This is a genomic window from Pseudomonas sp. NFACC16-2 (assembly GCF_900119205.1).
GTDB classification, from domain to species: Bacteria; Pseudomonadota; Gammaproteobacteria; order Pseudomonadales; family Pseudomonadaceae; genus Aquipseudomonas; species Aquipseudomonas fluorescens_Q.
Genome location: NZ_FPIX01000004.1, coordinates 203,740 through 227,228 on the forward strand (window position 1 = coordinate 203,740; position 23,489 = coordinate 227,228).

The following is a 23,489-nucleotide window of genomic DNA, read 5'->3' on the forward strand; positions in this document are numbered from 1 at the left end:
GCGCCGGTCAACTGTGGGAGCGAGCTTGCTCGCGATAGCGATCTAACGATCACTCCGGCTTCTGGTAGCTATCGATCACTTCCTGCGCCGCCCGAAACGCATCGATCGCCGCCGGCACGCCCGCATACACCGCACAATGCAGCAATGCCTCGCGAATCTCTTCCACCGTGCAACCATTGTTCAGCGCACCACGCACATGGCCTTTGAGTTCCTGTGGGCACTTGAGGGCGGTGAGGGCGGCCAGGGTGATCAGGCTGCGGGTCTTCAGCGGCAGGCCTTCACGTTGCCAGACACTGCCCCAGGCATGTTCGTTGACGAAGTCCTGCAATGGCTGGGTGAACTCGGTGGCGTTGCCCAGGGCGCGGTCGACGAATGCGTCACCCATGACCTGGCGACGCATGTCCAGGCCGGTCTTTGGAGTGTCGGTCATGGCAAATCCCTCTTGTGGTGTTGGCGGCGCCAGGCGCGCAGGGAGGTGAACAGCAAAAACGCGAGCAGGGCCGGCAGCACATAGAACAGCATCAGCCGTTCCAGTTGGCCGGCCAGGGGCATGCCGGTGGTGAAGGACACCACGTGCAGCCCATAGGCCAGGTACAGCCCCAGCAACAGCAGGCCTTCGGCGCGGGTGACACGATAACCGGAATAGAACACCGGCAGGCATAGCACCGCCACGCCGAGCATCACTGGCAGGTCGAAATCCAGGGCGTTCGGTGAGACCGACAGTGGCGTGGGAGCGGCGAGGGCGGTTATCCCCAATACCCCGAGCAGGTTGAACAGGTTGCTGCCGATGACGTTACCCACCGCAATGTCCCGTTGGCCGCGCAGGGCGGCGATCAACGAGGTGGCGAGTTCCGGCAGCGAGGTGCTGACGGCGACGATGGTCAGGCCGATGATGCGCTCCGAAAGCCCCAGGTCCATCGCCACTTCCACCGCCGCGCCTAGCAGCAGGTGCCCGGCGAAAATCAGCATTGCCAAGCCCAGCACGATCATCGCCAGGCTCTTGGGCCACGACCCCCGGGTCATCTCGATACCCGCCGTGTGCGGCCGTCCCGAGTGCCGCGATTGACGCAGCAACAGGCCGAGGTATACCGCCAGGGCCATGAGCAGCAGCACGCCGTCCAGTCGCGTCAGCTCTTCGTTCCAGGCCAGCACGAACACCAGCAGCGCGGCGGCGATCATCAGTGGGATGTCCAGGCGCACCAACTGACGCGAGACACGCAGCGGAATGATCAGCGCCGACAGCCCGAGGGTGACGAGGATGTTGAAGATGCTGCTGCCGATCACACTGCCCACGGCGATGTCGGCGTTTTGCGCCAGGGTCGCCTGCAGGCTGACCGCCATTTGCGGGGCGCTGCTGCCGAGCGCGACGACGGTCAGGCCAATGATCAGTGGTCGTACCTGCAAGCGTGCCGCCAGGCCCACGGCGGCACGCACCAGCAGTTCGGCGCCGCCGATCAGCAACAGCAGGGCGCCGAACAGTTCGAGCAGGCTGAGCAACGGTAGGGCGGTGAGTAGGGAAATGGCCGGGCTCCGTCTATCAATCGTCGAGGGCTTGCACGCGCACCCGTGCGGTGCCGCTGCGCAACATGCCCAGTTGCTCGGCGGCTTCGCGGGACACGTCGATCAAGCGGCCTCGGGAGTATGGGCCACGGTCGTTGATGCGCACCACCACGCTGTCATTGTTGCTCAGGTTGGTGATTTTCACCCGGGTGCCGAACGGCAACTGGCGATGGGCGGCGGTCAGGCTGTGCTGGTCGAAACGCTCGCCGCTGGCGGTGCGCTTGCCGTGGTGCCTGGCACCGTAATAAGAGGCGACGCCGGTCTGGTCGTAGCCGTGTGGGTCGACCGTCCCGCTCTGGCTGGCGCAACCGGCCAGCAGGGACAGCAGGGCGCAGGCGCCGAGGAGACGCTTCATTCAATGACCCCATGATCGTTCCCACGCTCTGCGTGGGAATGCAGCCCGTGACGCTCTGCGTCACAAAAAAGCGGACGCGGAGCGTCCAGTGAGGCGTTCCCACGCAGAGCGTGGGAACGATCACCGTCTATCAATCAGCCCTCGAGCTTGCTTTTGAGCAGTTCGTTGACCTGTTGCGGGTTGGCCTTGCCCTTGGAGGCTTTCATGGCCTGGCCGACGAAGAAGCCGAACATCTTGCCGCGCTTGGCTTCGTCTGCCGCGCGGTACTGTTCGACCTGCTCGGCGTTGGCCGCGAGCATTTCATCGAGCACGGCGGAGATGGCGCCGGTATCGGTGACCTGCTTCAGGCCGCGCTTCTCGATGATCTCGTCGGCGCTGCCCTCGCCACTGGCCATGGCTTCGAACACCATCTTGGCGATCTTGCCGGAAATGGTGTTGTCCTTGATCCGCAGCAGCATGCCGCCCAGTTGCTCGGCCGAGACCGGCGACTGGTCGATTTCCAGGCCCTGTTTGTTCAGCAGGCTGCCCAGTTCCACCATCACCCAGTTGGCCGCCAGCTTGGCGTCGCCGCCGATACTCACGACTTTCTCGAAGTAATCGGCCTGTTCGCGGCTGGTGGCCAGGACGTTGGCGTCATAGCTCGACAGCCCGAACTGCGCCTGGAAGCGCTCGCGTTTTTGCGGCGGCAGTTCCGGCAGGGTGGCGCGCACCTCGTCGAGGAACGAATTCTCGATGACCACCGGCAGCAGGTCCGGGTCGGGGAAGTAACGGTAGTCGTTGGCTTCTTCCTTGCTGCGCATCGGACGGGTCTCGTCCTTGTTCGGGTCGTACAGGCGGGTCTGCTGGATGACCTTGCCACCGTCCTCGATCAGTTCGATCTGGCGCTGGATCTCGCTGTTGATCGCCTTCTCGATGAAGCGGAACGAGTTGACGTTCTTGATCTCGCAGCGGGTGCCGAATTCGACTTGGCCCTTGGGCCGGATCGACACGTTGCAGTCGCAGCGCAGCGAGCCTTCGGCCATGTTGCCATCGCAGATGCCCAGGTAGCGCACCAGCGCATGGATCGCCTTGACGTAGGCCACGGCTTCCTTGGCGCTGCGCATGTCCGGCTCGGAAACGATTTCCAGCAGCGGCGTGCCGGCGCGGTTCAGGTCGATGCCGGTGGCACCGTTGAATTCTTCGTGCAGGCTCTTGCCGGCGTCTTCTTCCAGGTGCGCCCGGGTGATGCCGACGCGCTTGACCGTGCCGTCTTCCAGGGCGATGTCCAGGTGGCCCTTGCCGACGATCGGCAATTCCATCTGGCTGATCTGGTAGCCCTTGGGCAGGTCCGGGTAGAAGTAGTTCTTGCGGGCGAACACGTTGTGCTGGCCGATCTCGGCGTCAATCGCCAGGCCGAACATCACCGCCATGCGCACCGCTTCGGCATTGAGCACCGGCAGCACGCCGGGCATGCCCAGGTCGACCAGGCTGGCCTGGGTGTTGGGCTCGGAGCCGAACGTGGTGGAGCTACCGGAAAAGATTTTCGACCGGGTGGTGAGCTGGGTATGAATCTCCAGCCCGATCACGACTTCCCATTGCATGTGTTTCTCCTCAGAAGCCGGTTGGGGTGCGGGTGTGCCAGTCAGTGTTCAACTGATACTGGTGAGCCACGTTGAGCAGGCGGCCTTCCTGGAAATACGGCGCGAGCAACTGCACGCCCACCGGCAGGCCATCGACGAAACCGGCCGGCATGGACAGGCCCGGCAAGCCGGCGAGGTTGGCGGTGATGGTGTAGACGTCTTCCAGGTACTCGGCGACCGGGTCACTGTTCTTGGCGCCGAGTTTCCAGGCCGGGTTCGGCGTGGTCGGGCCGAGGATGATGTCGACCTCATTGAAGGCGGCCATGAAGTCGTTCTTCACCAGGCGACGGATTTTCTGCGCCTTGAGGTAGTAGGCGTCGTAGTAGCCGGCGGACAGCGCGTAGGCGCCGACCATGATCCGGCGCTGCACTTCGGCACCGAAGCCTTCGCCACGGGAGCGCTTGTATAGGTCGATCAGGTTTTCCGGGTTCTCGCAGCGATAGCCGAAGCGCACGCCGTCGAAGCGTGACAGGTTCGAGGACGCTTCCGCCGGGGCGATCACGTAGTACGCGGGAATCGCGTGCTGCATGTTCGGCAGGCTGATTTCCTTGATGACCGCGCCGAGCTTCTCCAGCTCCTTGACGCTGTTGTGGACCAGCTCGGCGATGCGCGGGTCGAGGCCGGCGCTGAAGTACTCCTTCGGCACACCGATGCGCAAGCCCTGCAGCGAGCCGTTGAGGCTGGCGCTGTAGTCCGGCACGGGCTCATCGATGCTGGTGGAGTCGTTCGGGTCGAAGCCGGCCATGCCTTGCAGCAGGATCGCGCAGTCTTCGGCGGTGCGGGCCAGCGGGCCGCCCTGGTCGAGGCTGGAGGCGTAGGCGATCATGCCCCAGCGCGAGACGCGACCGTAGGTGGGCTTGAGGCCAGTGAGGTTGGTGAACGCCGCCGGTTGGCGAATCGAACCGCCGGTGTCGGTGGCGGTGGCGGCCGGCAGCAGGCGTGCGGCCACGGCGGCGGCCGAACCACCAGACGAGCCGCCCGGTACGTGTTCCAGGTTCCACGGATTTTTCACCGCGCCGTAGTAGCTCGACTCGTTGGCCGAGCCCATGGCGAATTCGTCCATGTTGGTCTTGCCCAGGGTCACGGTGCCGGCGGCGGCCAGCTTGGCGACCACGGTGGCATCGTACGGGGCCTTGAAGTTGTCGAGCATCTTCGAACCGCAGCTGGTGCGGATGCCCTGGGTGCAGAACAAGTCCTTGTGGGCAATCGGCGCACCGAGCAGGGCACCGGTTTCACCATTGGCGCGCCGGGCATCGGCGGTCCTGGCCTGGCTCAGGGCCAGCTCCTGGGTGAGGCTGATGAAGCTGTTGAGCTGCGGGTCGAGCTGGGCGATGCGCGCCAGCAGGACCTGGGTCAGCTCTTCGGAAGAAAACTTTTTATCGGCGAGTCCGCGGGCGATCTCGGCCAGGGTCATGTGATGCATGAGAGGCTCTTTCCCTTTAGTCGATGACTTTCGGAACCAGGTACAGGCCGTTTTCGACCGCTGGTGCGATGGACTGGTAGGCCTCGCGGTGATTGGCCTCGGTCACGACGTCGGCGCGCAGGCGCTGGCTGGCTTCCAGTGGGTGTGCCAGTGGTTCGATGCCGTCGGTATTGACCGCCTGCATCTCGTCGACCAGCCCCAGAATGCTGTTCAGGGCAGAAGTGATGTGTGGAAGATCGGCTTCATTGAGGCCCAGACAGGCCAGATGAGCGATTTTTTCCACGTCGGAGCGTTCAAGCGCCATGGGATTCTCCAGTGGAAAACAAAACGGACGCAGTCTGTCCGTGTGTTAGATTGTCGGAACACTACCGCATTTCTACGGCTTTACGGCCGCGATTGTGGGGTTTGGTGCACAGAAAAGCGGCCAATTTAACATATTGGCGCCTTGCCCAAAATCCCTGTCGTTGTTAGAGTTTGCCGCACTTTTTTACCCACGCGTTGCCTAGGGTCCCTTTCCCATGTTCAAGAAACTGCGTGGCATGTTTTCCAGCGATCTTTCCATTGACCTGGGCACTGCCAACACCCTTATTTACGTGCGCGAGCGCGGTATCGTCCTGAATGAACCCTCGGTCGTGGCCATCCGCACCCACGGTAACCAGAAAAGTGTCGTGGCTGTCGGTACGGAAGCCAAGCGCATGCTGGGCCGTACACCGGGCAACATCGCGGCCATTCGCCCAATGAAGGATGGCGTGATCGCCGACTTCAGCGTCTGCGAAAAGATGCTGCAGTACTTCATCAACAAGGTTCACGAAAACAGCTTCCTGCAGCCCAGCCCTCGTGTGCTGATCTGCGTTCCATGCAAATCCACCCAGGTAGAGCGACGCGCTATCCGTGAATCGGCCCTCGGCGCCGGTGCCCGTGAAGTGTTCCTGATCGAAGAGCCAATGGCCGCTGCCATCGGTGCCGGCCTGCCGGTCGAAGAGGCGCGCGGCTCGATGGTTGTCGACATCGGTGGCGGTACCACCGAGATCGCCTTGATCTCCCTGAACGGTGTGGTCTACGCCGAATCCGTACGTGTGGGCGGCGACCGTTTCGACGAAGCGATCATCACTTACGTGCGTCGCAACTACGGCAGCCTGATCGGCGAGTCCACCGCCGAGCGCATCAAGCAGGAAATCGGCACGGCCTACCCGGGCGGTGAAGTGCGTGAAGTTGACGTACGCGGTCGCAACCTGGCCGAAGGCGTTCCACGGGCCTTTACCCTCAACTCCAACGAAGTGCTCGAAGCGCTGCAAGAATCGTTGGCGACTATCGTCCAGGCCGTCAAGAGCGCCTTGGAGCAGTCGCCGCCGGAGCTGGCGTCGGACATCGCCGAGCGCGGCCTGGTGTTGACCGGTGGTGGCGCGCTGCTGCGTGACCTCGACAAACTGCTGGCCCAGGAAACCGGCCTGCCGGTGATCGTTGCCGAAGACCCGTTGACCTGCGTTGCCCGCGGCGGTGGCCGAGCATTGGAAATGATGGACAAGCACACCATGGACCTGCTCTCCAGCGAATAAGTCTGGCTGAGTGGTCTATGTTGTTCGCTCCCGGGCAGCACTTTGCAGTGCTGCCCGTTGGCGTTTATCTTCTGTCATTCGTATCCAGGCCGGTTTGATGCCGTATGAATAAAGAAAACATTTGCCTGGGAGGAGCGGCCTATTAAACCGCTTTTCGCCAAAGGCCCCTCATTGGGTGTGCGCCTGCTGGTGCTGACCGTGCTATCGGTCGCGCTGATGGTGGTCGATGCCCGCTTCACGCTGCTCAAGCCTGTACGCAGCCAGATGTCGCTGGTGTTGATGGAATCCTACTGGATCACCGACCTGCCGCAGCGCTTGTGGCAAGGTGTGGCCAGTCAGTTTGGCAGCCGGACCGAACTAGTCGCCGAAAACGAAAAACTCAAGACCGAAAACCTGCTGTTGCAGGGGCGCATGCAGAAGCTGGCGGCCCTCACCGAGCAGAACGTTCGGCTGCGCGAGTTGCTCAATTCTTCGGCGCTGGTCAACGAGAAGGTCGAAGTGGCCGAGTTGATCGGCATGGACCCCAACCCCTTCACCCACCGTATCATCATCAACAAGGGCGAGCGTGACGGCGTGGTCCTCGGCCAGCCGGTGCTCGACGCCCGTGGCCTGATGGGCCAGGTGGTGGAGTTGATGCCCTACACGTCCCGCGTGTTGTTGCTGACCGATACCACCCACAGCATTCCGGTGCAGGTCAACCGCAACGGCCTGCGGGCGATCGCCAGCGGCACCGGTAACCCGGAACGCCTGGAGCTGCGGCATGTGGCCGATACTGCCGATATCAAGGAAGGCGACCTGCTGGTCAGTTCCGGCCTCGGCCAGCGCTTCCCGGCCGGGTATCCGGTGGCGACGGTCAAGGAAGTCATCCATGACTCCGGCCAGCCGTTTGCCATCGTTCGCGCGGTGCCGACGGCGGCATTGAATCGCAGCCGCTACCTGCTGCTGGTATTCAGCGACAACCGCACGCCCGAAGAGCGTGCCAACGATGCCGCCGTGGCCCAGGAAGCCCAGGACCGCCAGGGCAGCGAGTCGGCCGCCCCAGTGACCGCAGCGCCGGCGCCTGTCCCTGCCACGGTGCCAAAACCACCAGTGCCTGCACCCGCGACGGCGGCTCCGGCGTCCACGCCGGCGGCAACCCCGGCCACCGCGCCCGCCGCGCCTGCTGCGAAACCGACCCGCTCGGCCACCCACGCGCCCGCCGCGCAGCCTGCTCAACCAGCCCGGCCCGCCGCCAAACCGCCAGCCTCCACGCCGGCCACCGCGCCAGCCCCCAGGGGAGCACGAGAAGAATGAGCAGTACCCAATCCGGTAACGGCTGGATGGTCTGGCTGACCTTCGCCATCGGCCTGTTGCTCAGCGTTTCGCCGCTGCCGCAGTTCATGGAAATCCTGCGCCCGCTGTGGCTGGCCCTGTTGCTGGCCTTTTGGGCGCTGGCCTTGCCGCACAAGGTCGGCATGGTCACCGCCTGGTGCCTGGGCCTGGCCGAGGACGTGCTTTATGGCACGTTGCTGGGGCAGAACGCGCTGATCCTGACGTTGATCACCTTCCTGGTGCTGTCGCTGCAACAACGCCTGCGCATGTTCCCTATGTGGCAGCAGTGCCTGGTGATCCTGGTGATCTTCGGCCTGGCGCAACTGGTGCAGTTGTGGCTCAGCGCGCTGACTGGCAACCGCCAGCCGACCCTGGCGCTGGTCTTGCCAGCCCTGGTCAGCGCCTTGCTCTGGCCCTGGGTCAGCTTCGGTTTGCGTGGCCTGCGCCTGCGCTTCAAAATCAACTGATTCGGTCAGGATACCTACACTTTTTCTGATGACTTACACCCCAGTGGCGAGGGAGCTTGCTCCCGCTGGGCTGCGCAGCGGCCCCAACTTTTACGGTCGCTACGCGACCGAGCGGGAGCAAGTTCCCTCGCCACAAAAGCTGTTTTTGTCTGGATGGCTGTGCTTTGAGAGGGAGATGTCTCGATGAAACCGCTTTACCTCGCCTCAGGTTCGCCGCGTCGGCGTGAACTGCTCACGCAGATCGGTGTGCCCTTTACCGCCATCGGTGCGGACATCGACGAAACTCCCCTGGACCACGAAACCCCTTCGGCCTATGTCGAGCGCCTGGCGCGCGGCAAGGCCGAGGCGGGTCTGCGAGCCCTGTACGCCGGCATGGATGGCTGCGTGTTGGGCGCCGATACGGCTGTGGTACTGGACGGGCGAATTCTCGGCAAACCCGTGGACCAGGCCGATTCCATGGCGATGCTCTTGAGCCTGTCCGGTCGCGAACATGAAGTATTGACCGCCATTGCCATACTGGAAGGGCAGCGTTGTGAATCCCGTGTTGTGCGCAGCCTGGTGCGCTTTCGGCCGATCACGGAACAGGAAGCGGCGGCCTACTGGGCCAGCGGTGAACCCCGGGACAAGGCCGGCGGCTATGGCATTCAAGGGTTGGGTGCGGTATTCGTCGCCGGGCTTGAAGGCAGTTATTCAGCCGTGGTCGGCCTGCCGCTGTGCGAAACCGCAGAACTACTGGGCCATTTCGGCATACCCTGTTGGCAAACCTTAAGCGCGCGCTGAGCGCCGTCTGACTTGATGCGGCCATAATCGTGAACATGCCTGAACGAGACCCTGCCATGAGTGAAGAGATCCTGATCAACATCACGCCGATGGAATCGCGCGTGGCGGTGGTTGAAAACGGTGTTCTGCAAGAGGTCCACGTCGAGCGCACGCAAAAGCGTGGCATCGTCGGCAATATCTATAAAGGCAAGGTGGTGCGGGTGCTGCCGGGCATGCAGGCGGCCTTCGTCGACATCGGCCTGGACCGCGCGGCATTCATCCATGCGTCGGAAATTTCCATGCGCGAAGGGCCGGCCGTGGAGAGCATCAGCGCGCTGGTGCATGAAGGCCAGAGCCTGGTGGTGCAGGTCACCAAGGACCCCATCGGCTCCAAGGGCGCGCGCCTGACCACGCAACTATCGATTCCGTCGCGCTACCTGGTGTACATGCCGCGCACCGCCCATGTCGGCATTTCCTTGAAGATCGAAGACGAGGCCGAGCGCGAGCGTCTCAAGCAGGTGGTCAGCGACTGCGTGGAAAAAGAAGGCATCAAGGAAGCCGGTGGGTTCATCCTGCGCACCGCCGCCGAAGGGGCCGGGGCCGATGAGATCCTCATGGACATCCGCTACCTGCGCAGGCTTTGGGACCAGATCGCCGCGCAGATCAAGACCATCGCCACCCCCAGCGTGATCTACGAAGACCTGGGCCTGGCGCTGCGGACCTTGCGCGACCTGGTCAGCCCCAAGATCGAGAAAATCCGCATCGATTCCCGGGAAACCTTCCAGAAAACCACACAGTTCGTCGCCGAACTGATGCCGGAAATCGCCGACCGCCTCGAGCATTACCCTGGCGAACGGCCGATTTTCGACCTGTACGGCGTCGAAGACGAAATCCAGAAAGCCCTCGAGCGCAAGGTGCCGCTCAAGTCCGGCGGCTACCTGGTGGTGGATCCGGCCGAGGCCATGAGCACCATCGACGTCAACACCGGGGCGTTCGTCGGCCATCGCAACCTGGAAGAAACCATCTTCAAGACCAACCTGGAGGCCGCCACCGCCATTGCCCGGCAACTGCGCCTGCGCAACCTGGGTGGGATCATCATCATCGACTTCATCGACATGGAAGATGAAGAGCACCAGCGCCAGGTGCTGCGGACCCTGGAAAAACAACTCGAACGCGACCACGCCAAGACCAACATCATCGGTATCACCGAGCTGGGCCTGGTGCAGATGACCCGCAAGCGCACCCGCGAAAGCCTCGAACAGGTGCTGTGCGAGCCGTGCAGCAGTTGCCAGGGCCGCGGCAAGCTCAAGACCCCGGAAACCGTGTGTTACGAAATCTTCCGGGAAATTCTCCGGGAGGCGCGCGCCTACCAGGCGACCGGCTATAGAGTGTTGGCGAACCAGAAAGTCGTGGACCGCCTGCTCGACGAGGAGTCAGGCAATGTCGCAGAGCTGGAAGCGTTTATTGGACGCACGATTCGCTTCCAGGTGGAAACCATGTATTCCCAGGAACAATACGACGTGGTGTTGCTCTGAAGAGCTTGGGAAGCGGCGGGCCCGCGGATTTGATCGTCTTTGCCAGGGGAGCCCACTGACATGGAGCGTCTGACACGCATTTTGGCGGCGCTGACTCGCTGGGGGCTGGGGCTGTGCGCCCTGCTGCTGGTGTTGCTGGCGTTGTACGTCAGCCTCGGTCGCGAGCTGGTCCCACTGGTGGCCGAATACCGCGCCGAGGTCGAGACCCGGGCCAGCGCTGCCTTGGGCATGCCTGTGCACATCGGCAGCCTCGACGGTAGCTGGAGCGCCTTGGCGCCAATCCTGGCGGCGCGCGACGTGGTGGTCGGCGAAGGCCCCAACGCCTTGCACCTGGATCAGGTGCGAGCCGTGCCTGACCTGTGGGACAGCCTGCTGGCACGTCAGGTGCGTATTGCCCACCTGGAAGTCAGCGGCCTGAAGATCAGCCTCAAGGAGGGCGCCGACGGCAAGTGGGCCCTGGAGGGCCTTCTGGTGAAGGACGACCAGCCCCTCGATCCGCAGCAATTGCTCGAACGCATGCAGGTGGTCTCCAGGTTCTCGCTGCTCGATAGCCAGGTGACGTTGCAACCTGTCGAGCAACCACCGCTGACCCTCACCTACGTCGGTTTGAGCTTGCGCACCGGCGCTACCCGCCAACGGCTGGACGTGCGCTTGACCCTGCCTGACGGTCAGCCGGTGGCGATCAACCTGCGCACCCGTATCCGCGCCAGTGACTGGAAGAATGGCCAGGCCGATGCGTACCTGAGCCTGCCGCAAAGCGACTGGGCCAAATGGCTGCCCAAACGCCTGACCCAGCAATGGAGTTTTTCCCGGATCAAGGCCGGTGGCGAGTTCTGGCTGAGTTGGGGCGGCGGTACGGTGCAAAGCGCGGCGATGCGCTTGAATGCTCCTGACATCCTGGGTGCCTATGCCGAGCGTAAGCCGGTGCAGATCCATAACCTGGCGCTCAATGGATATTTCCAGCGTGGTGACCAGGGATTTACCGCGACCTTCGATTCCCTGGCGATGAACCTGGGCGAAACCCGCTGGGAATCGCGCCTGCAACTGCAACAGAGTGCTGCCACCGAAAAGGCCGAGGAGCGCTGGCACCTGCAGGCCGATCGCCTCGATCTGACCCCGCTTACGCCTTTGCTCAACGCCCTGGCACCGTTGCCTGAAGGCCTGGCGACGACTATCGACCGCCTCAAGGTGACCGGTGGCCTGCGCAACGTGCTGCTGGACTACCGGCCGCAGAACACCGGTGACCAGAAAATCAGCTTCGCCACCAACCTGGACACCGTGGGCTTTGATGCCTATCGCGGCGCTCCGGCGGCGCGCAATGTATCGGGTAGTCTGAGCGGCGACCTCGGTGGCGGCGAGCTGCGCATGGACAGCAAGGATTTTTCCCTGCACCTGGACCCGATCTTCGCCAAGCCCTGGCAGTACTTGCAGGCCAATGCCCGGCTGACCTGGAAGCTCGACAAGCAAGGCTTCACCCTGATCGCGCCGTATTTGAAGGTGCTGGGCGAGGAGGGTCGGATTGCTGGCGATTTCCTGATCCGCCTGCATTTCGACCACAGCCAGGAAGACTACATGGACCTGCGGGTTGGCCTGGTGGACGGTGACGGACGCTACACCGCCAAGTACCTGCCGGCGGTCCTCAGCCCGGCGCTGGATGAGTGGCTGCGCACGGCCATCGTCAAGGGCGCGGTGGACGAGGGCTTCTTCCAGTATCAAGGCTCGCTCAATCACGGTGCCGAAGACGCGGCACGCAGTATCAGCCTGTTTTTCAAGGTGCATGACGCCGAACTGGCGTTCCAGCCGGGCTGGCCTTCGGTCAGCAAGGTCAGCGGCGATGTCTTCGTCGAAGACAGCGGCGTGCGCATCTTCGCCAGCCAAGGACAATTGCTCGATACCCAGGTCAAGGATGTTTCGGTGAACATTCCCCATGTACCTAGCGGGCAGAGCGTTCATCTGTTTCTGGACGGCGGGTTCGCTGGAGGACTGGGCGACGGCCTGAAAATCCTCCAGACCGCGCCGATCGGGACCGCCGAGACATTTGCCGGCTGGGAAGGCGAGGGCGACCTGCAAGGCAGCGTGAAGCTCGACATCCCCCTGGTCAAAGGCGAGCAACCGAAGATCCTGGTGGATTTCGCCACCGACAAGGCCCGTCTCAAGCTCAGCGAGCCGGTACTGGAACTGACCCAACTCAAGGGCGATTTCCGCTTCGACAGCAACAAGGGCTTGAGCGGCAAGGGCATCAGTGCCCGGGCATTCGACCGGCCCGTGACCGCACAGATTTTCGCCGAAGGCCGCGCCGGAGCGCTCAACACACGAGTCTCGGCGTCCGGGCAGGTGGAGATCAAGAAACTCACCAGTTGGCTGAATGTCACCCAGCCGTTGCCGGTATCCGGTGTCGTGCCGTACCAGTTGCAAGTGATCCTCGACGGCGCCGACAGCCAGTTGTCGGTCAGTTCCAACCTCAAGGGCGTGGCGGTGGACCTGCCGGCACCCTTCGGCATGGCCGCCGATGTCGGGCGCGACACGGTGTTTCGCATGACCCTGCAAGGGCCGGAGCGGCGTTATTGGCTCGATTATGGCGATCTGGCCAATTTCACTTACGCCGCGCCGAGCGGGAAAGTCGCCGATGGTCGTGGCGAATTGTTGCTGGGGGCCGGCGATGCCGTTCTGCCCGGGGCCAAGGGACTGCGACTGCGCGGCACACTGCCTGCACTGGACGTGAGTCCCTGGCAGGACCTGGTCAACAAGTACGCCGGCCAGGATCCGGGCGGCAGTGCCAAGCAACTGCTCAGCAGCGTCGATCTGACTGTCGGCAAGCTCACGGCCATGGGTACGACCCTGGACCAGGCATCGGTGCAATTGGACCGCAGGCCGGACGCCTGGGCCTTGCGGCTCGACAGCCAGCAGGCCAAGGGCAATGCCAGCCTGCCGGACGCAAAGGCCGCCCCGATTGGTATCAAGCTTGATTATGTGCGCCTGCCGGCCACAGACCCGACGGTCCAGGCGGATGAAAACTCACCGGACCCGTTGGCGTCAGTCGATCCCGGCAAAATCCCGGCCATGGATATTGCCATCGACCAATTGTTCCAGGGCCCTGATCTCATCGGTGCGTGGTCGTTGAAAGTACGACCGACCGCCAAGGGCCTCGCGCTGAACGAGCTGGACATGGGCCTCAAGGGCATGGTGTTGAACGGCAGTGGTGGTTGGGAAGGCGCGCCCGGTTCCACCAGCAGTTGGTACAAGGGCCGTATCGGCGGCAAGAACCTGGGCGACGTGCTCAAGGGCTGGGGTTATGCCCCAAGCGTGACCAGCCAGACGTTCCGCCTGGATGTCGATGGCCGCTGGCCCGGCTCGCCAGCGTGGGTCGCCACCAAGCGTTTTTCCGGTAGCCTAGATGCGTCGCTGAACAAGGGCCAGTTTGTCGAAGTGGAAGGCAGCGCCCAGGCGTTGCGGGTATTTGGCCTGCTGAACTTCAACTCCATCGGCCGACGCTTGCGCCTGGACTTCTCCGACCTGTTTGGCAAGGGGCTGAGCTACGACCGGGTCAAGGGACTGTTGGTGGCGAGCGACGGTGTGTACGTGACCCGCGAACCCATTACCCTGACCGGACCGTCGAGCAACCTGGAACTCAACGGCACGCTGGACATGGTGGCCGACCGGGTCGACGCCAAGCTGCTGGTGACGCTGCCGGTGACCAACAACCTGCCAATCGCCGCGCTGATCGTTGGTGCACCGGCGGTGGGTGGGGCGCTGTTTCTGATCGACAAACTGATCGGTGACCGCGTGGCGCGCTTTGCCAGCGTAAGATACGACGTCAAGGGGCCGTGGAAAGAGCCGAAGATCAGCTTCGACAAGCCGTTCTGACAGGTGATGCGATAACCCCTGTGGGAGCGAGCTTGCTCGCGATGAGGCCGGTACATCTAACATGTGTGTTGACTGATACACCGCCATCGCGAGCAAGCTCGCTCCCACAAAGGGCACTGCCAAACAACGGGGAACTGTCATGCCAGTCGCAGTGATTCAAATGGTCAGCCAGAGCGATGTGCTCGCCAACCTGGCCCGTGCCCGTGTGCTGCTGGAGCAGGCTGCCGCAGGCGGCGCCAGGCTGGCCGTGCTGCCGGAGAATTTCGCGGCGATGGGACGGCGGGACATTGCCGATATCGGTCGTGCCGAAGCCTTTGGTCAGGGACCGATCCTGCCCTGGTTGAAACAGGTCGCCCGAGACCTCAAGTTATGGATTGTGGCCGGCACGTTGCCGTTGCCACCGGTGGACCAGCCCGAGGCCAGGTCCCATGCCTGTTCGTTGCTGGTCGACGATCAGGGCCAGATCGTGGCGCGCTACGACAAGCTGCACTTGTTCGATGTGGATGTGGCGGACAATCGCGGGCGCTATCGCGAGTCGGATGACTATGCTTATGGCGCTAACGTGGTGGTTGCCGATACCCCCGTGGGCCGGGTCGGCCTGACGGTCTGTTACGACCTGCGGTTCCCGGAGCTCTACAGCGAGTTGCGGGCTGCCGGGGCCGAACTGATCACGGCGCCGTCGGCGTTTACTGCGGTGACCGGCGCGGCCCATTGGGAGGTATTGATTCGCGCCCGGGCCATCGAGACCCAGTGCTACATGCTGGCGGCCGCCCAGGGCGGCGTGCATCCGGGGCCGCGGGAAACCTTTGGCCATGCCGCGATTGTCGACCCGTGGGGCCGTGTGCTGGCGCAACAGGATCAAGGTGAGGCCGTGCTGCTGGCCGAGCGCGACAGCAGCGAACAGGCGTCCATCCGGGCGCGCATGCCGGTGGCCAGCCATCGGCGCTTTTTCTCGCAGGGCGCTTCACCGCGACCTGTCCAAGACGACGAATTCAAGGCGTAAAACATATGAGCGGGTTGTTGTCCTCAGTCAGTGAACACCTCTTAGCCCCCGGCGGCGTAACCCTGGAGAGCCTGCAAGGCGTGCTGGGCGACCTGGCCGGCCCAGGCATCGATGCGGCCGACCTGTATTTCCAAGGGCAGATCTCCGAGTCCTGGTCGCTGGAAGACGGCATCGTCAAGGAAGGCAGTTTCAACCTTGACCAGGGCGTGGGTGTGCGAGCCCAGTCCGGGGAAAAAACCGGTTTTGCCTACAGCAATGCCATCACCCTGGAGGCCCTCGGTGCCGCGGCCCGTGCGGCCCGCTCGATCTCCCGCGCCGGGCAGAACGGCACGGTCCAGGCGTTCAGCAGCCAGGACGTGGCGCAGTTGTATGCGCCGGATAACCCGCTGGAAGTCATGAGCCGCGCCGAAAAAGTCGAGCTGCTCAAGCGCATCGACGTCGCCACCCGTGCCCTCGATCCGCGTATTCAACAAGTGACGGTGAGCATGGCCGGGGTCTGGGAGCGGATCCTTGTGGCGTCCACTGACGGTGGCCTGGCGGCGGACGTTCGGCCCCTGGTGCGTTTCAATGTCAGCGTGATCGTCGAACAGAACGGTCGCCGTGAGCGCGGTGGCCATGGCGGCGGCGGACGCACCGATTACCGTTATTTCCTCAGCGAAGACCGGGCCATGGGCTACGCCCGCGAAGCGCTGCGCCAGGCGCTGGTCAACCTCGAGGCGATCCCGGCCCCAGCGGGGACGTTGCCGGTGGTGCTGGGGTCCGGCTGGTCCGGCGTGCTGCTGCACGAAGCGGTGGGTCACGGCCTGGAAGGCGATTTCAACCGCAAGGGCAGTTCGGCCTACAGCGGACGCATGGGCGAAATGGTTGCCTCGAAACTCTGCACCATCGTCGATGACGGCACCCTGGCCGGGCGCCGTGGTTCCCTGAGTGTCGACGACGAAGGCACCCCGACCGAGTGCACCACGCTGATCGAGAACGGCGTGCTCAAGGGCTACATGCAAGACAAGCTCAACGCCCGGCTGATGGGTGTGGCCCGCACTGGCAACGGTCGCCGTGAATCCTACGCGCACCTGCCCATGCCGCGCATGACCAACACCTACATGCTCGGTGGTCAAAGCGATCCTGCGGAAATTATCGCCTCGGTGAAAAAAGGTATCTATTGCGCCAACCTCGGCGGCGGCCAGGTGGACATCACCAGCGGCAAGTTCGTGTTCTCCACCAGCGAGGCCTACCTGATCGAAGACGGCAAGATCACCGCACCGGTCAAAGGCGCGACCCTGATCGGCAACGGGCCGGAGGCGATGAGCAAGGTGTCGATGGTCGGTAACGACCTGGCCCTGGACAGTGGCGTGGGGACGTGCGGCAAGGACGGGCAATCGGTGCCAGTGGGCGTGGGCCAACCGACCCTGAAGATCGATGCGATTACCGTGGGCGGCACGGGCGCATGACGGGAGCGTCGGGTGGAGTGCAGGGCCTCCACCCGCGGGCGTTACTCAGCGCAGGCCGCGTTGAGTCTCGTCCAGCTCACGGATGTACTTGAAGATTTTACGGCTCGAGGCCGGTGGCTTGTTCTGCGCCAGCTCGTGCTGGGCCTGACGGATCAGGGAGCGTAATTGCTGACGGTCAGCCTCCGGGTAGTCGATGACGAATTTTTCCAGGGTGCCGTCGTCGCCTGCGATCAAGCGATCGCGCCAGCGCTCCAGGTTGTGGAAACGTTCGTTGTATTGCCGGGTGGAGGCATCGAGTTGATCGAGCAGGACCAAAATGGCGTCAGTGTCCTGATCGCGCATCAGTTTGCCGATGAATTGCAGGTGCCGTTTACGCGCGATATTCGCGGTGTGCTTGGGCGCATCGGCCAGGGCCCGGCGCAAGGCGTCGGTCAAAGGCAGTTTGGCCAGCAAGTCAGGCTTGAGTGTTGTCAGTCGCTCGCCGAGGTCAACCAGAGCATGCAGCTCGCGTTTGACCTGGGATTTGCTTTTTTCACCCTCGTAGAGGGAGTCGTCGTAAGAATCAACCATGGTGGCAGTCCGCAAAGAAACGCCGCCATGATAACCAGTCGGGGGCCGCTTGTCCGGCCCGGTCGCTCGAAGGCCATCACCGAAAGAAGAATTTGAGTGGAGAACACCATGAGTGCAGTTCAAAGCGTCGGCCCGCAAGCATTGCCGGCACTGCAGGAACAAGTCGAGCAGATCCTTGCCGAGGCCAAGCGCCAGGGCGCCAGTGCCTGTGAAGTGGCTGTATCGCTGGAGCAGGGCCTGTCGACGTCGGTGCGCCAGCGCGAGGTGGAAACCGTCGAATTCAATCGCGACCAGGGCTTTGGCATCACCTTGTACGTCGGCCAGCGCAAGGGCTCGGCCAGCACGTCGGCGAGCGGCCCGGAGGCCATTCGCGAAACCGTCGCCGCGGCACTGGCTATTGCCAAGCACACCTCCGAAGACGAAGCCTCGGGCCTGGCCGATGCTGCGTTGATGTGCAAGGAACTGCGCGACTTCGACCTGTTTCACGCCTGGGACATCACCCCCGAGCAGGCCATCGAACAGGCACTGCGTTGCGAAGCGGCGGCATTCGAGGCCGACAGCCGGATCAAGAATGCCGACGGCACGACGCTCAATACCCACCAGGGCTGCCGGGTCTATGGCAACAGCCTCGGCTTCATCGGCGGTTATGCATCGACCCGCCACAGCCTCAGTTGCGTCATGATTGCCGAAGCCGACGGCCAGATGCAGCGTGATTACTGGTACGACGTCAACCGCCAGGGCACCTTGCTGGCGGACCCGGTGAGCATCGGCCAGAAAGCCGCACAACGGGCGGCCAGTCGCCTGGGTGCGCGGCCGGTGCCAACCTGCGAAGTGCCGGTGTTGTTTTCGGCCGAGCTGGCCGGCGGCTTGTTCGGCAGCTTCCTGTCGGCGGTGTCCGGCGGCAACCTGTATCGCAAGTCGTCGTTTCTCGAGGGCGCGCTGGGGCAGAAACTGTTCCCGGAATGGATGACCATCGACGAGCGTCCGCACCTGATGCAGGCCATGGGCAGCTCCGCGTTCGACGGTGACGGCCTGGCCACCTACGCCAAGCCGTTCGTGGAAAAGGGTGAGTTGGTGTCGTACATCCTCGGCACCTATTCGGGCCGCAAACTCGGCATGCCGAGCACCGCCAATGCCGGTGGCGTGCATAACCTGTTCGTGACCCATGGCGAAGAAGACCAGGCCGCCTTGCTCCGGCGGATGGGGCGTGGCCTGCTGGTAACTGAACTGATGGGCCATGGCCTGAACATGGTCACCGGCGACTATTCCCGTGGCGCGGCGGGTTTTTGGGTCGAGAACGGCGAGATCCAGTTCCCGGTCCAGGAAGTGACCATCGCCGGGAACATGCGCGACATGTTCAAGCAGATCGTAGCGGTGGGCAACGATCTGGAACTGCGCAGCAACATCCGCACCGGTTCGGTGTTGATCGAGCGGATGACGGTGGCGGGTAGCTGACACTCACCGCTTGAAAAAAGGCGCGTCATCTACTGGGGTGACGCGCCTTTTTTGTACCCGCAGAGTTCCTTTGTGGCGAGGGGATTTATCCCCGTTGGGCTGCGAAGCAGCCCCAAAACCTACACTCGCGATGTCTCTGGTCGATTATATGGGGCTTTTTGGGGGGGCGCTTCGCACCCCAGCGGGGCGGTGCGACGTTTCGCTAAATCCCCTCGCCACAATGATGCTCTCTCAGGCTTGTGTTGCTTCTTATTATCATCTAATAATGAATCTCATTTGCCGAGTGAGCCCCGGTCATGAGTTCTGCCCTGCACGAACAACCCTACCTTGAAAGCTGGCGCTGGATGAGTCGCCAGATCCGTTGTGCGATGAGTCCGGACGAGCCGCGGCTGATCGAGCATTACCTGGCCGAAGGCCGTTATCTGGCCTGCTGCACCGCCACTTCGCCGTGGATGATTTCCGAAACCGCGTTCCGCTTGCTGCTCGACACCGCCGCCGACGTCGCGCTGCCGTGGCATTGGCGCAATCTCTGCCTCGACCAGGCTTGGCGTCCTCTGCGTGAGCTCGAACGACAATCACTGTGTCGCTGCCGCCTCAAGCGTTGGCAGAGCCATGCCTGGGCGCTGGCGACCTGCGCCCTGGAGCCGTCGATTCCTCTTATTGAACTGGTGCAAGGATCTCCCGATGAGTAATACCCGTATCGAACGCGACAGCATGGGCGAGCTGCAAGTCCCGGTGGATGCCCTCTATGGCGCCCAGACCCAGCGCGCAGTGGATAACTTTCCGGTCAGCGGCCAGCGTATGCCGGCGCAGTTCATCCGCGCCCTGATCCTGGCCAAGGCCGCCGCCGCCCGGGCCAACGTCGAGCTGGAACAAATCAGCCCTGCACAGGGCAAGGCCATTGTCGACGCCGCCCAAGGGCTACTCGAAGGCCAATTCATGGACCACTTCCCGGTGGATATCTTCCAGACCGGCTCCGGCACCAGCTCCAACATGAACGCCAACGAAGTGATCGCCACCCTTGCCAGTCGTCTGTTGGGGGAAACGGTTAATCCAAACGACCACGTCAATTGCGGCCAGAGCAGCAACGACATCATTCCCACCAGCATCCATGTCAGCGCGGCGCTGGCTTTGCATGAGCAACTGCTGCCGGCATTGCTGTATCTGGTGCAGGTGATCGAGCGCAAGGCCGAGGAGGTGCACCCGTTCATCAAGACCGGTCGCACCCACCTGATGGATGCCATGCCGGTGCGCCTGAGCCAGGTGCTCGACGGCTGGGCGCAGCAACTCAAGGCCAATATCGGCCACTTGCAGGACCTTCTGCCGAGCCTGCAATCCCTCGCCCAGGGCGGTACGGCGGTCGGCACCGGGGTCAACGCCCATCCACGCTTCGCCGAGCTGTTCAGTCAACAACTGACGCAACTGACCCAGGTGCAGTTCACCCCAGGCCAGAATCTGTTCGCGCTGATCGGCTCCCAGGACACCGCCGTGGCGGTGTCCGGACAGCTCAAGACCACGGCGGTGTCGCTGATGAAAATCGCCAACGACCTGCGCTGGATGAACTCCGGGCCACTGGCGGGCCTGGGCGAGATCGAACTCGAAGGCTTGCAGCCGGGCTCCTCGATCATGCCCGGCAAGGTCAACCCGGTCATTCCTGAAGCCACCGCGATGGTGGCGGCCCAAGTGATCGGCAACGACACGGTGATCACTATCGCCGGTCAATCGGGCAACTTCGAATTGAACGTGATGCTGCCGATCATCGCCCAGAACCTGCTGAGCAGCATCGCGCTGATGTCCACTGCCAGCCGCTTGCTGGCGGACAAGGCCATCGCCACCTTCAAGGTCAACGAGGCCCGGCTCAAGGAAGCGTTGTCGCGCAATCCGATCCTGGTGACCGCGCTGAATCCGATCATTGGTTACCAGAAGGCCGCTGAAATCGCCAAGAAGGCTTACCAGCAAGGTCGGCCGGTCATTGATGTCGCCCTGGAGCACACGGACCTGACACGCAGCGAACTCGAAGTCCTGCTGGACCCGGAGAAGCTCACCGCCGGCGGCGTGTAACCCCCGACACCTGTGTGGAGGACTCATCATGGAACACTGGAAACGTACGATTGAACGGGCCAACCGCTGTTTCATGCTGGGCGAGCTGGTAGATGCCCGCGAAGCCTACCTGCAAGCCCTGGCGCTGGCCCAGGTGCTGTTCGAGCGTTGGTCGGATGCCGACGAAGCGGTGGCCGCGTGCGTCGTCTCCCATCACAACCTGGCGGACCTGCACTTGCGCCTGAACCAGCCAGAGGAGAGCGCCGAGTACCTCTGCGCCATCCACCAGCGGTTGTTGCAGACCCTGCAGGACGAGCGCATGGCGCCGGCCCTGCGTGCTGCTGCGTTGCGTCAGAGCCACAAGACCTATGTCGAACTGCTGACGTTCATCAGCGAACACGGTGAATACCCTCGTACCCAGCGCCTGCTGGGTTGCAATGCCGCTTCGCCCCAGCAGCGCGATGCCCCGGTTCATTACGGAGTTCATTGAAAATGGCTTTTACCTTGCCTGCATTGCCCTACACCTACGATGCCCTGGAACCGCACATCGATGCGCAAACCATGGAAATCCACTACACCAAGCATCACCAGACCTACATCAACAACCTCAACGCGGCGGTGGACGGTACCGAATACGCCGAATGGCCGGTCGAAAAACTGCTGTCCAGCATCGAGCAATTGCCGCAAAGCCTCAGGGCCGCGGTGATCAACCAGGGCGGCGGCCATGCCAACCATTCGTTGTTCTGGGAGGTCATGGCGCCCCAGGGCGGTGGACACCCAGAGGGGGCCCTGGCCGCCGCGATCGAAGCGCAACTGGGTGGGCTCGAACGGTTCAAGGAAGCATTCACCAAGGCGGCGCTGACCCGTTTCGGCAGCGGTTGGGCCTGGTTGAGCGTGACCCCGCAAAAGACATTGGTGGTGGAAAGCAGCGGCAACCAGGACAGCCCGTTGATGAACGGCCATACGCCGATCCTGGGCCTGGACGTCTGGGAGCACGCGTATTACCTGCTGTACCAGAACCGTCGGCCGGAATACATCAACGCGTTCTACAACGTGATCAACTGGCCGGAAGTCGCACGCCGTTACCAGGCTGCGCTGGCCTGAGTGCCTCATAAACAATCCAAGGCTGACTATGGATACTGAAACGCTGGCGATAGGGAGCGGACGGATGTTCCGCTACGCCTTGGGATCGCTGTTATTGTTGGCCGGGATGACATTGCTGGTAGCCCAGGGCCTGGCGTGGCTGGACCTGGAGCCGAAACTGTTGCGTGCCCTGCAGGGCGGTGGGCTTTGCGCCTTGGGCACGGCGTTGGGCGCTGTGCCGGTGCTGGTGATCCGCCGCATGCCCCAGGCCGTGAGTGATTCGTTACTCGGTTTCGGGGCTGGCGTGATGCTGGCCGCGACGGCGTTTTCGCTGATCGTGCCGGGCATTGCCGCAGCCGAACAGCTGGGGCTCACGCCTTGGGCGGCCAGTGGCCTGATCAGCTTCGGTACCCTGCTGGGGGCATTCGGGCTGTACCTGGTCGACCGTAAAGTGTCAGCCAGCCCTGCAAGGCTGGTAGAGGCGCCCGGACGTCCGATCATTGCCCCGCGGATCTGGCTGTTCGTGTTTGCCATCGTGGCCCACAACATTCCTGAGGGGATGGCCGTTGGCGTATCGGCGGGTGGCGGCATGCCCGATGCCGACAGCCTGGCGATGGGGATCGCCTTGCAGGATGTCCCTGAAGGGCTGGTGATCGCGCTGGTGCTGGCTGCGGCCGGGATGTCGCGGCTCAAGGCGTTCGTGATTGGCGCTGCGTCAGGGCTGGTCGAGCCAGTGTTCGCGCTGTTGTGCGCCTGGTTGGTGAGCCTGGCCGAGATGCTGCTGCCCCTGGGGCTGGCGCTGGCGGCCGGGGCGATGCTGCTGGTGGTGACTCACGAGGTCATTCCCGAATCGCGCCGCAATGGCCATGACAAGCTGGCGAGCCTCGGGTTGCTGGTGGGGTTTTGCCTGATGATGGTGATGGATACGGCGTTGGCGTGACAGGGAACGTCTGGGGGACAGAGATCAATTTGTGTGGCAGGGGCAATCTGTGGGGCAGGGATCAATCTGTGAGGCAGGGATCAATCTGTGGGGCAGGGATCAATCTGTGAGGCAGGGATCAATCTGTGGCGAGGGGATTTATCCCCGCTGGGCGAGGGTGTTCTGAAGTTTGTGTAAACGGTCATTAGGTGCACACTGCCTTTCCCAAGGAGTCTCAATGACCGAGCCCAAGCGCACTAAACGAGTCAAACCCGATCCTGAGCTGGTGAAGCTGACCGACAGTCTGTTGGCCAATTACCGAAAGCCTGAAGATCTGATCGGCGAAAATGGTCTGCTCAAGCAGCTCACCAAGATGCTGGTCGAACGTGCCCTGGAAGCTGAAATGACCGAACATCTGGGTCATGACAAAAGCGCAGCGGTGACCAATGCAGAAGGAAATGCCCGCAACGGCCATAGCGGCAAGACGCTCAAAGGCGACTTTGGCGAGCTAGCGTTGGAGAT

Annotated in this window: 22 protein-coding genes; 15 read left to right on the forward strand and 7 right to left on the reverse strand. The window is 63.0% G+C overall.

Going from position 1 to position 23,489, the window contains the following annotated elements:
• Window positions 1–49 precede the first annotated feature (49 nt).
• The 6 genes from BT116_RS06230 to gatC form a co-directional block, all read right to left on the reverse strand.
• The gene (locus BT116_RS06230; RefSeq protein ID WP_025211835.1) at window positions 50–430 is read right to left on the reverse strand and encodes a carboxymuconolactone decarboxylase family protein; all 381 of its coding nucleotides are present in this window, start codon (window positions 428–430) and stop codon (window positions 50–52) included.
• Window positions 427–1,488 carry a calcium/sodium antiporter gene (locus tag BT116_RS06235; RefSeq protein ID WP_072341271.1) on the reverse strand — a complete coding sequence of 354 codons (1,062 nt, stop codon included), beginning with the start codon at window positions 1,486–1,488 and terminating at the stop codon, window positions 427–429. Before BT116_RS06235 ends, BT116_RS06230 begins: the two co-directional genes overlap by 4 nt.
• A 49-nt stretch (window positions 1,489–1,537) precedes the next feature.
• A complete protein-coding gene (locus BT116_RS06240) occupies window positions 1,538–1,915 on the reverse strand; it encodes a septal ring lytic transglycosylase RlpA family protein (protein WP_072341218.1) in 378 nt (125 codons plus the stop codon).
• A 134-nt stretch (window positions 1,916–2,049) separates the two neighbouring features.
• Window positions 2,050–3,495: an Asp-tRNA(Asn)/Glu-tRNA(Gln) amidotransferase subunit GatB gene (gene gatB, locus BT116_RS06245; RefSeq protein WP_072341221.1), complete on the reverse strand. Its 1,446-nt coding sequence runs from the start codon at window positions 3,493–3,495 to the stop codon at window positions 2,050–2,052.
• Window positions 3,496–3,505: 10 nt separating this feature from the next.
• Window positions 3,506–4,957 carry an Asp-tRNA(Asn)/Glu-tRNA(Gln) amidotransferase subunit GatA gene (gatA, locus tag BT116_RS06250; protein ID WP_072341224.1) on the reverse strand — a complete coding sequence of 484 codons (1,452 nt, stop codon included), beginning with the start codon at window positions 4,955–4,957 and terminating at the stop codon, window positions 3,506–3,508.
• Window positions 4,958–4,973: 16 nt separating this feature from the next.
• The gene (gene gatC / locus BT116_RS06255) at window positions 4,974–5,261 is read right to left on the reverse strand and encodes an Asp-tRNA(Asn)/Glu-tRNA(Gln) amidotransferase subunit GatC (RefSeq protein ID WP_072341227.1); all 288 of its coding nucleotides are present in this window, start codon (window positions 5,259–5,261) and stop codon (window positions 4,974–4,976) included.
• Between the two features lie 214 nt (window positions 5,262–5,475).
• Between gatC and mreB the strand changes: the two genes are divergently transcribed.
• From mreB to tldD, 8 genes are all read left to right on the forward strand, one after another.
• The gene (mreB, locus tag BT116_RS06260) at window positions 5,476–6,513 is read left to right on the forward strand and encodes a rod shape-determining protein MreB (RefSeq protein WP_002555108.1); all 1,038 of its coding nucleotides are present in this window, start codon (window positions 5,476–5,478) and stop codon (window positions 6,511–6,513) included.
• Window positions 6,514–6,654: 141 nt separating this feature from the next.
• Window positions 6,655–7,806: a rod shape-determining protein MreC gene (gene mreC / locus BT116_RS06265; RefSeq protein WP_072341229.1), complete on the forward strand. Its 1,152-nt coding sequence runs from the start codon at window positions 6,655–6,657 to the stop codon at window positions 7,804–7,806.
• Window positions 7,803–8,291, forward strand: a complete 489-nt coding sequence (gene mreD / locus BT116_RS06270; protein ID WP_003197820.1) for a rod shape-determining protein MreD — start codon at window positions 7,803–7,805, stop codon at window positions 8,289–8,291. Before mreC ends, mreD begins: the two co-directional genes overlap by 4 nt.
• 183 nt (window positions 8,292–8,474) lie before the next feature.
• Window positions 8,475–9,071 (forward strand): Maf family protein, encoded by a 597-nt coding sequence (locus BT116_RS06275; protein WP_072341232.1) that lies wholly within the window; start codon window positions 8,475–8,477, stop codon window positions 9,069–9,071.
• Between the two features lie 56 nt (window positions 9,072–9,127).
• On the forward strand, window positions 9,128–10,585 hold the full coding sequence (rng, locus tag BT116_RS06280; protein ID WP_018613976.1) for a ribonuclease G: 1,458 nt from the start codon (window positions 9,128–9,130) through the stop codon (window positions 10,583–10,585).
• A 60-nt stretch (window positions 10,586–10,645) separates the two neighbouring features.
• The gene (locus BT116_RS06285; protein WP_072341235.1) at window positions 10,646–14,449 is read left to right on the forward strand and encodes a YhdP family protein; all 3,804 of its coding nucleotides are present in this window, start codon (window positions 10,646–10,648) and stop codon (window positions 14,447–14,449) included.
• Window positions 14,450–14,588: 139 nt separating this feature from the next.
• Window positions 14,589–15,452, forward strand: a complete 864-nt coding sequence (locus tag BT116_RS06290; protein WP_072341238.1) for a carbon-nitrogen hydrolase family protein — start codon at window positions 14,589–14,591, stop codon at window positions 15,450–15,452.
• A 5-nt stretch (window positions 15,453–15,457) separates the two neighbouring features.
• Window positions 15,458–16,900: a metalloprotease TldD gene (tldD, locus tag BT116_RS06295; protein ID WP_072341241.1), complete on the forward strand. Its 1,443-nt coding sequence runs from the start codon at window positions 15,458–15,460 to the stop codon at window positions 16,898–16,900.
• Window positions 16,901–16,945: 45 nt separating this feature from the next.
• Here tldD and yjgA read toward each other — a convergent pair whose 3' ends face one another.
• Complete coding sequence (yjgA, locus tag BT116_RS06300; protein WP_014336624.1) at window positions 16,946–17,470, reverse strand: ribosome biogenesis factor YjgA; 525 nt, start codon at window positions 17,468–17,470, stop codon at window positions 16,946–16,948.
• A gap of 108 nt (window positions 17,471–17,578) precedes the next feature.
• Here yjgA and pmbA point away from each other — a divergent pair, with 108 nt between their 5' ends.
• The 7 genes from pmbA to BT116_RS06335 form a co-directional block, all read left to right on the forward strand.
• Window positions 17,579–18,925, forward strand: coding sequence for a metalloprotease PmbA (gene pmbA, locus BT116_RS06305; RefSeq protein ID WP_072341244.1), 1,347 nt, complete (start codon window positions 17,579–17,581; stop codon window positions 18,923–18,925).
• A gap of 296 nt (window positions 18,926–19,221) precedes the next feature.
• A complete protein-coding gene (locus BT116_RS06310) occupies window positions 19,222–19,617 on the forward strand; it encodes a FagA protein (RefSeq protein WP_072341246.1) in 396 nt (131 codons plus the stop codon).
• On the forward strand, window positions 19,610–20,986 hold the full coding sequence (locus BT116_RS06315; protein WP_072341249.1) for a class II fumarate hydratase: 1,377 nt from the start codon (window positions 19,610–19,612) through the stop codon (window positions 20,984–20,986). The genes BT116_RS06310 and BT116_RS06315 overlap by 8 nt, the downstream gene beginning before the upstream one ends.
• A gap of 28 nt (window positions 20,987–21,014) precedes the next feature.
• Complete coding sequence (locus tag BT116_RS06320; RefSeq protein ID WP_063322917.1) at window positions 21,015–21,455, forward strand: hypothetical protein; 441 nt, start codon at window positions 21,015–21,017, stop codon at window positions 21,453–21,455.
• A 2-nt stretch (window positions 21,456–21,457) separates the two neighbouring features.
• On the forward strand, window positions 21,458–22,069 hold the full coding sequence (locus BT116_RS06325) for a superoxide dismutase (RefSeq protein ID WP_072341252.1): 612 nt from the start codon (window positions 21,458–21,460) through the stop codon (window positions 22,067–22,069).
• Between the two features lie 28 nt (window positions 22,070–22,097).
• On the forward strand, window positions 22,098–22,988 hold the full coding sequence (locus tag BT116_RS06330; protein WP_072341255.1) for a ZIP family metal transporter: 891 nt from the start codon (window positions 22,098–22,100) through the stop codon (window positions 22,986–22,988).
• A 217-nt stretch (window positions 22,989–23,205) separates the two neighbouring features.
• Window positions 23,206–23,489, forward strand: a 284-nt coding sequence (locus BT116_RS06335; protein WP_175497175.1) for a transposase, incomplete at its 3' end; no start/stop codon positions are given.

Excerpts from the sequence above, each read along its gene's own strand:
- BT116_RS06230 (WP_025211835.1), bottom strand. The coding sequence starts at position 430 with ATGACCGACACTCCAAAGACCGGCCTGGACATGCGTCGCCAGGTCATG.
- BT116_RS06240 (WP_072341218.1), bottom strand. The coding sequence starts at position 1,915 with ATGAAGCGTCTCCTCGGCGCCTGCGCCCTGCTGTCCCTGCTGGCCGGT.
- gatB (WP_072341221.1), bottom strand. The coding sequence starts at position 3,495 with ATGCAATGGGAAGTCGTGATCGGGCTGGAGATTCATACCCAGCTCACC.
- gatA (WP_072341224.1), bottom strand. The coding sequence starts at position 4,957 with ATGCATCACATGACCCTGGCCGAGATCGCCCGCGGACTCGCCGATAAA.
- gatC (WP_072341227.1), bottom strand. The coding sequence starts at position 5,261 with ATGGCGCTTGAACGCTCCGACGTGGAAAAAATCGCTCATCTGGCCTGT.
- mreB (WP_002555108.1), top strand. The coding sequence starts at position 5,476 with ATGTTCAAGAAACTGCGTGGCATGTTTTCCAGCGATCTTTCCATTGAC.
- mreD (WP_003197820.1), top strand. The coding sequence starts at position 7,803 with ATGAGCAGTACCCAATCCGGTAACGGCTGGATGGTCTGGCTGACCTTC.
- BT116_RS06275 (WP_072341232.1), top strand. The coding sequence starts at position 8,475 with ATGAAACCGCTTTACCTCGCCTCAGGTTCGCCGCGTCGGCGTGAACTG.
- rng (WP_018613976.1), top strand. The coding sequence starts at position 9,128 with ATGAGTGAAGAGATCCTGATCAACATCACGCCGATGGAATCGCGCGTG.
- BT116_RS06285 (WP_072341235.1), top strand. The coding sequence starts at position 10,646 with ATGGAGCGTCTGACACGCATTTTGGCGGCGCTGACTCGCTGGGGGCTG.
- BT116_RS06290 (WP_072341238.1), top strand. The coding sequence starts at position 14,589 with ATGCCAGTCGCAGTGATTCAAATGGTCAGCCAGAGCGATGTGCTCGCC.
- tldD (WP_072341241.1), top strand. The coding sequence starts at position 15,458 with ATGAGCGGGTTGTTGTCCTCAGTCAGTGAACACCTCTTAGCCCCCGGC.
- yjgA (WP_014336624.1), bottom strand. The coding sequence starts at position 17,470 with ATGGTTGATTCTTACGACGACTCCCTCTACGAGGGTGAAAAAAGCAAA.
- pmbA (WP_072341244.1), top strand. The coding sequence starts at position 17,579 with ATGAGTGCAGTTCAAAGCGTCGGCCCGCAAGCATTGCCGGCACTGCAG.
- BT116_RS06310 (WP_072341246.1), top strand. The coding sequence starts at position 19,222 with ATGAGTTCTGCCCTGCACGAACAACCCTACCTTGAAAGCTGGCGCTGG.
- BT116_RS06315 (WP_072341249.1), top strand. The coding sequence starts at position 19,610 with ATGAGTAATACCCGTATCGAACGCGACAGCATGGGCGAGCTGCAAGTC.
- BT116_RS06320 (WP_063322917.1), top strand. The coding sequence starts at position 21,015 with ATGGAACACTGGAAACGTACGATTGAACGGGCCAACCGCTGTTTCATG.
- BT116_RS06325 (WP_072341252.1), top strand. The coding sequence starts at position 21,458 with ATGGCTTTTACCTTGCCTGCATTGCCCTACACCTACGATGCCCTGGAA.
- BT116_RS06330 (WP_072341255.1), top strand. The coding sequence starts at position 22,098 with ATGGATACTGAAACGCTGGCGATAGGGAGCGGACGGATGTTCCGCTAC.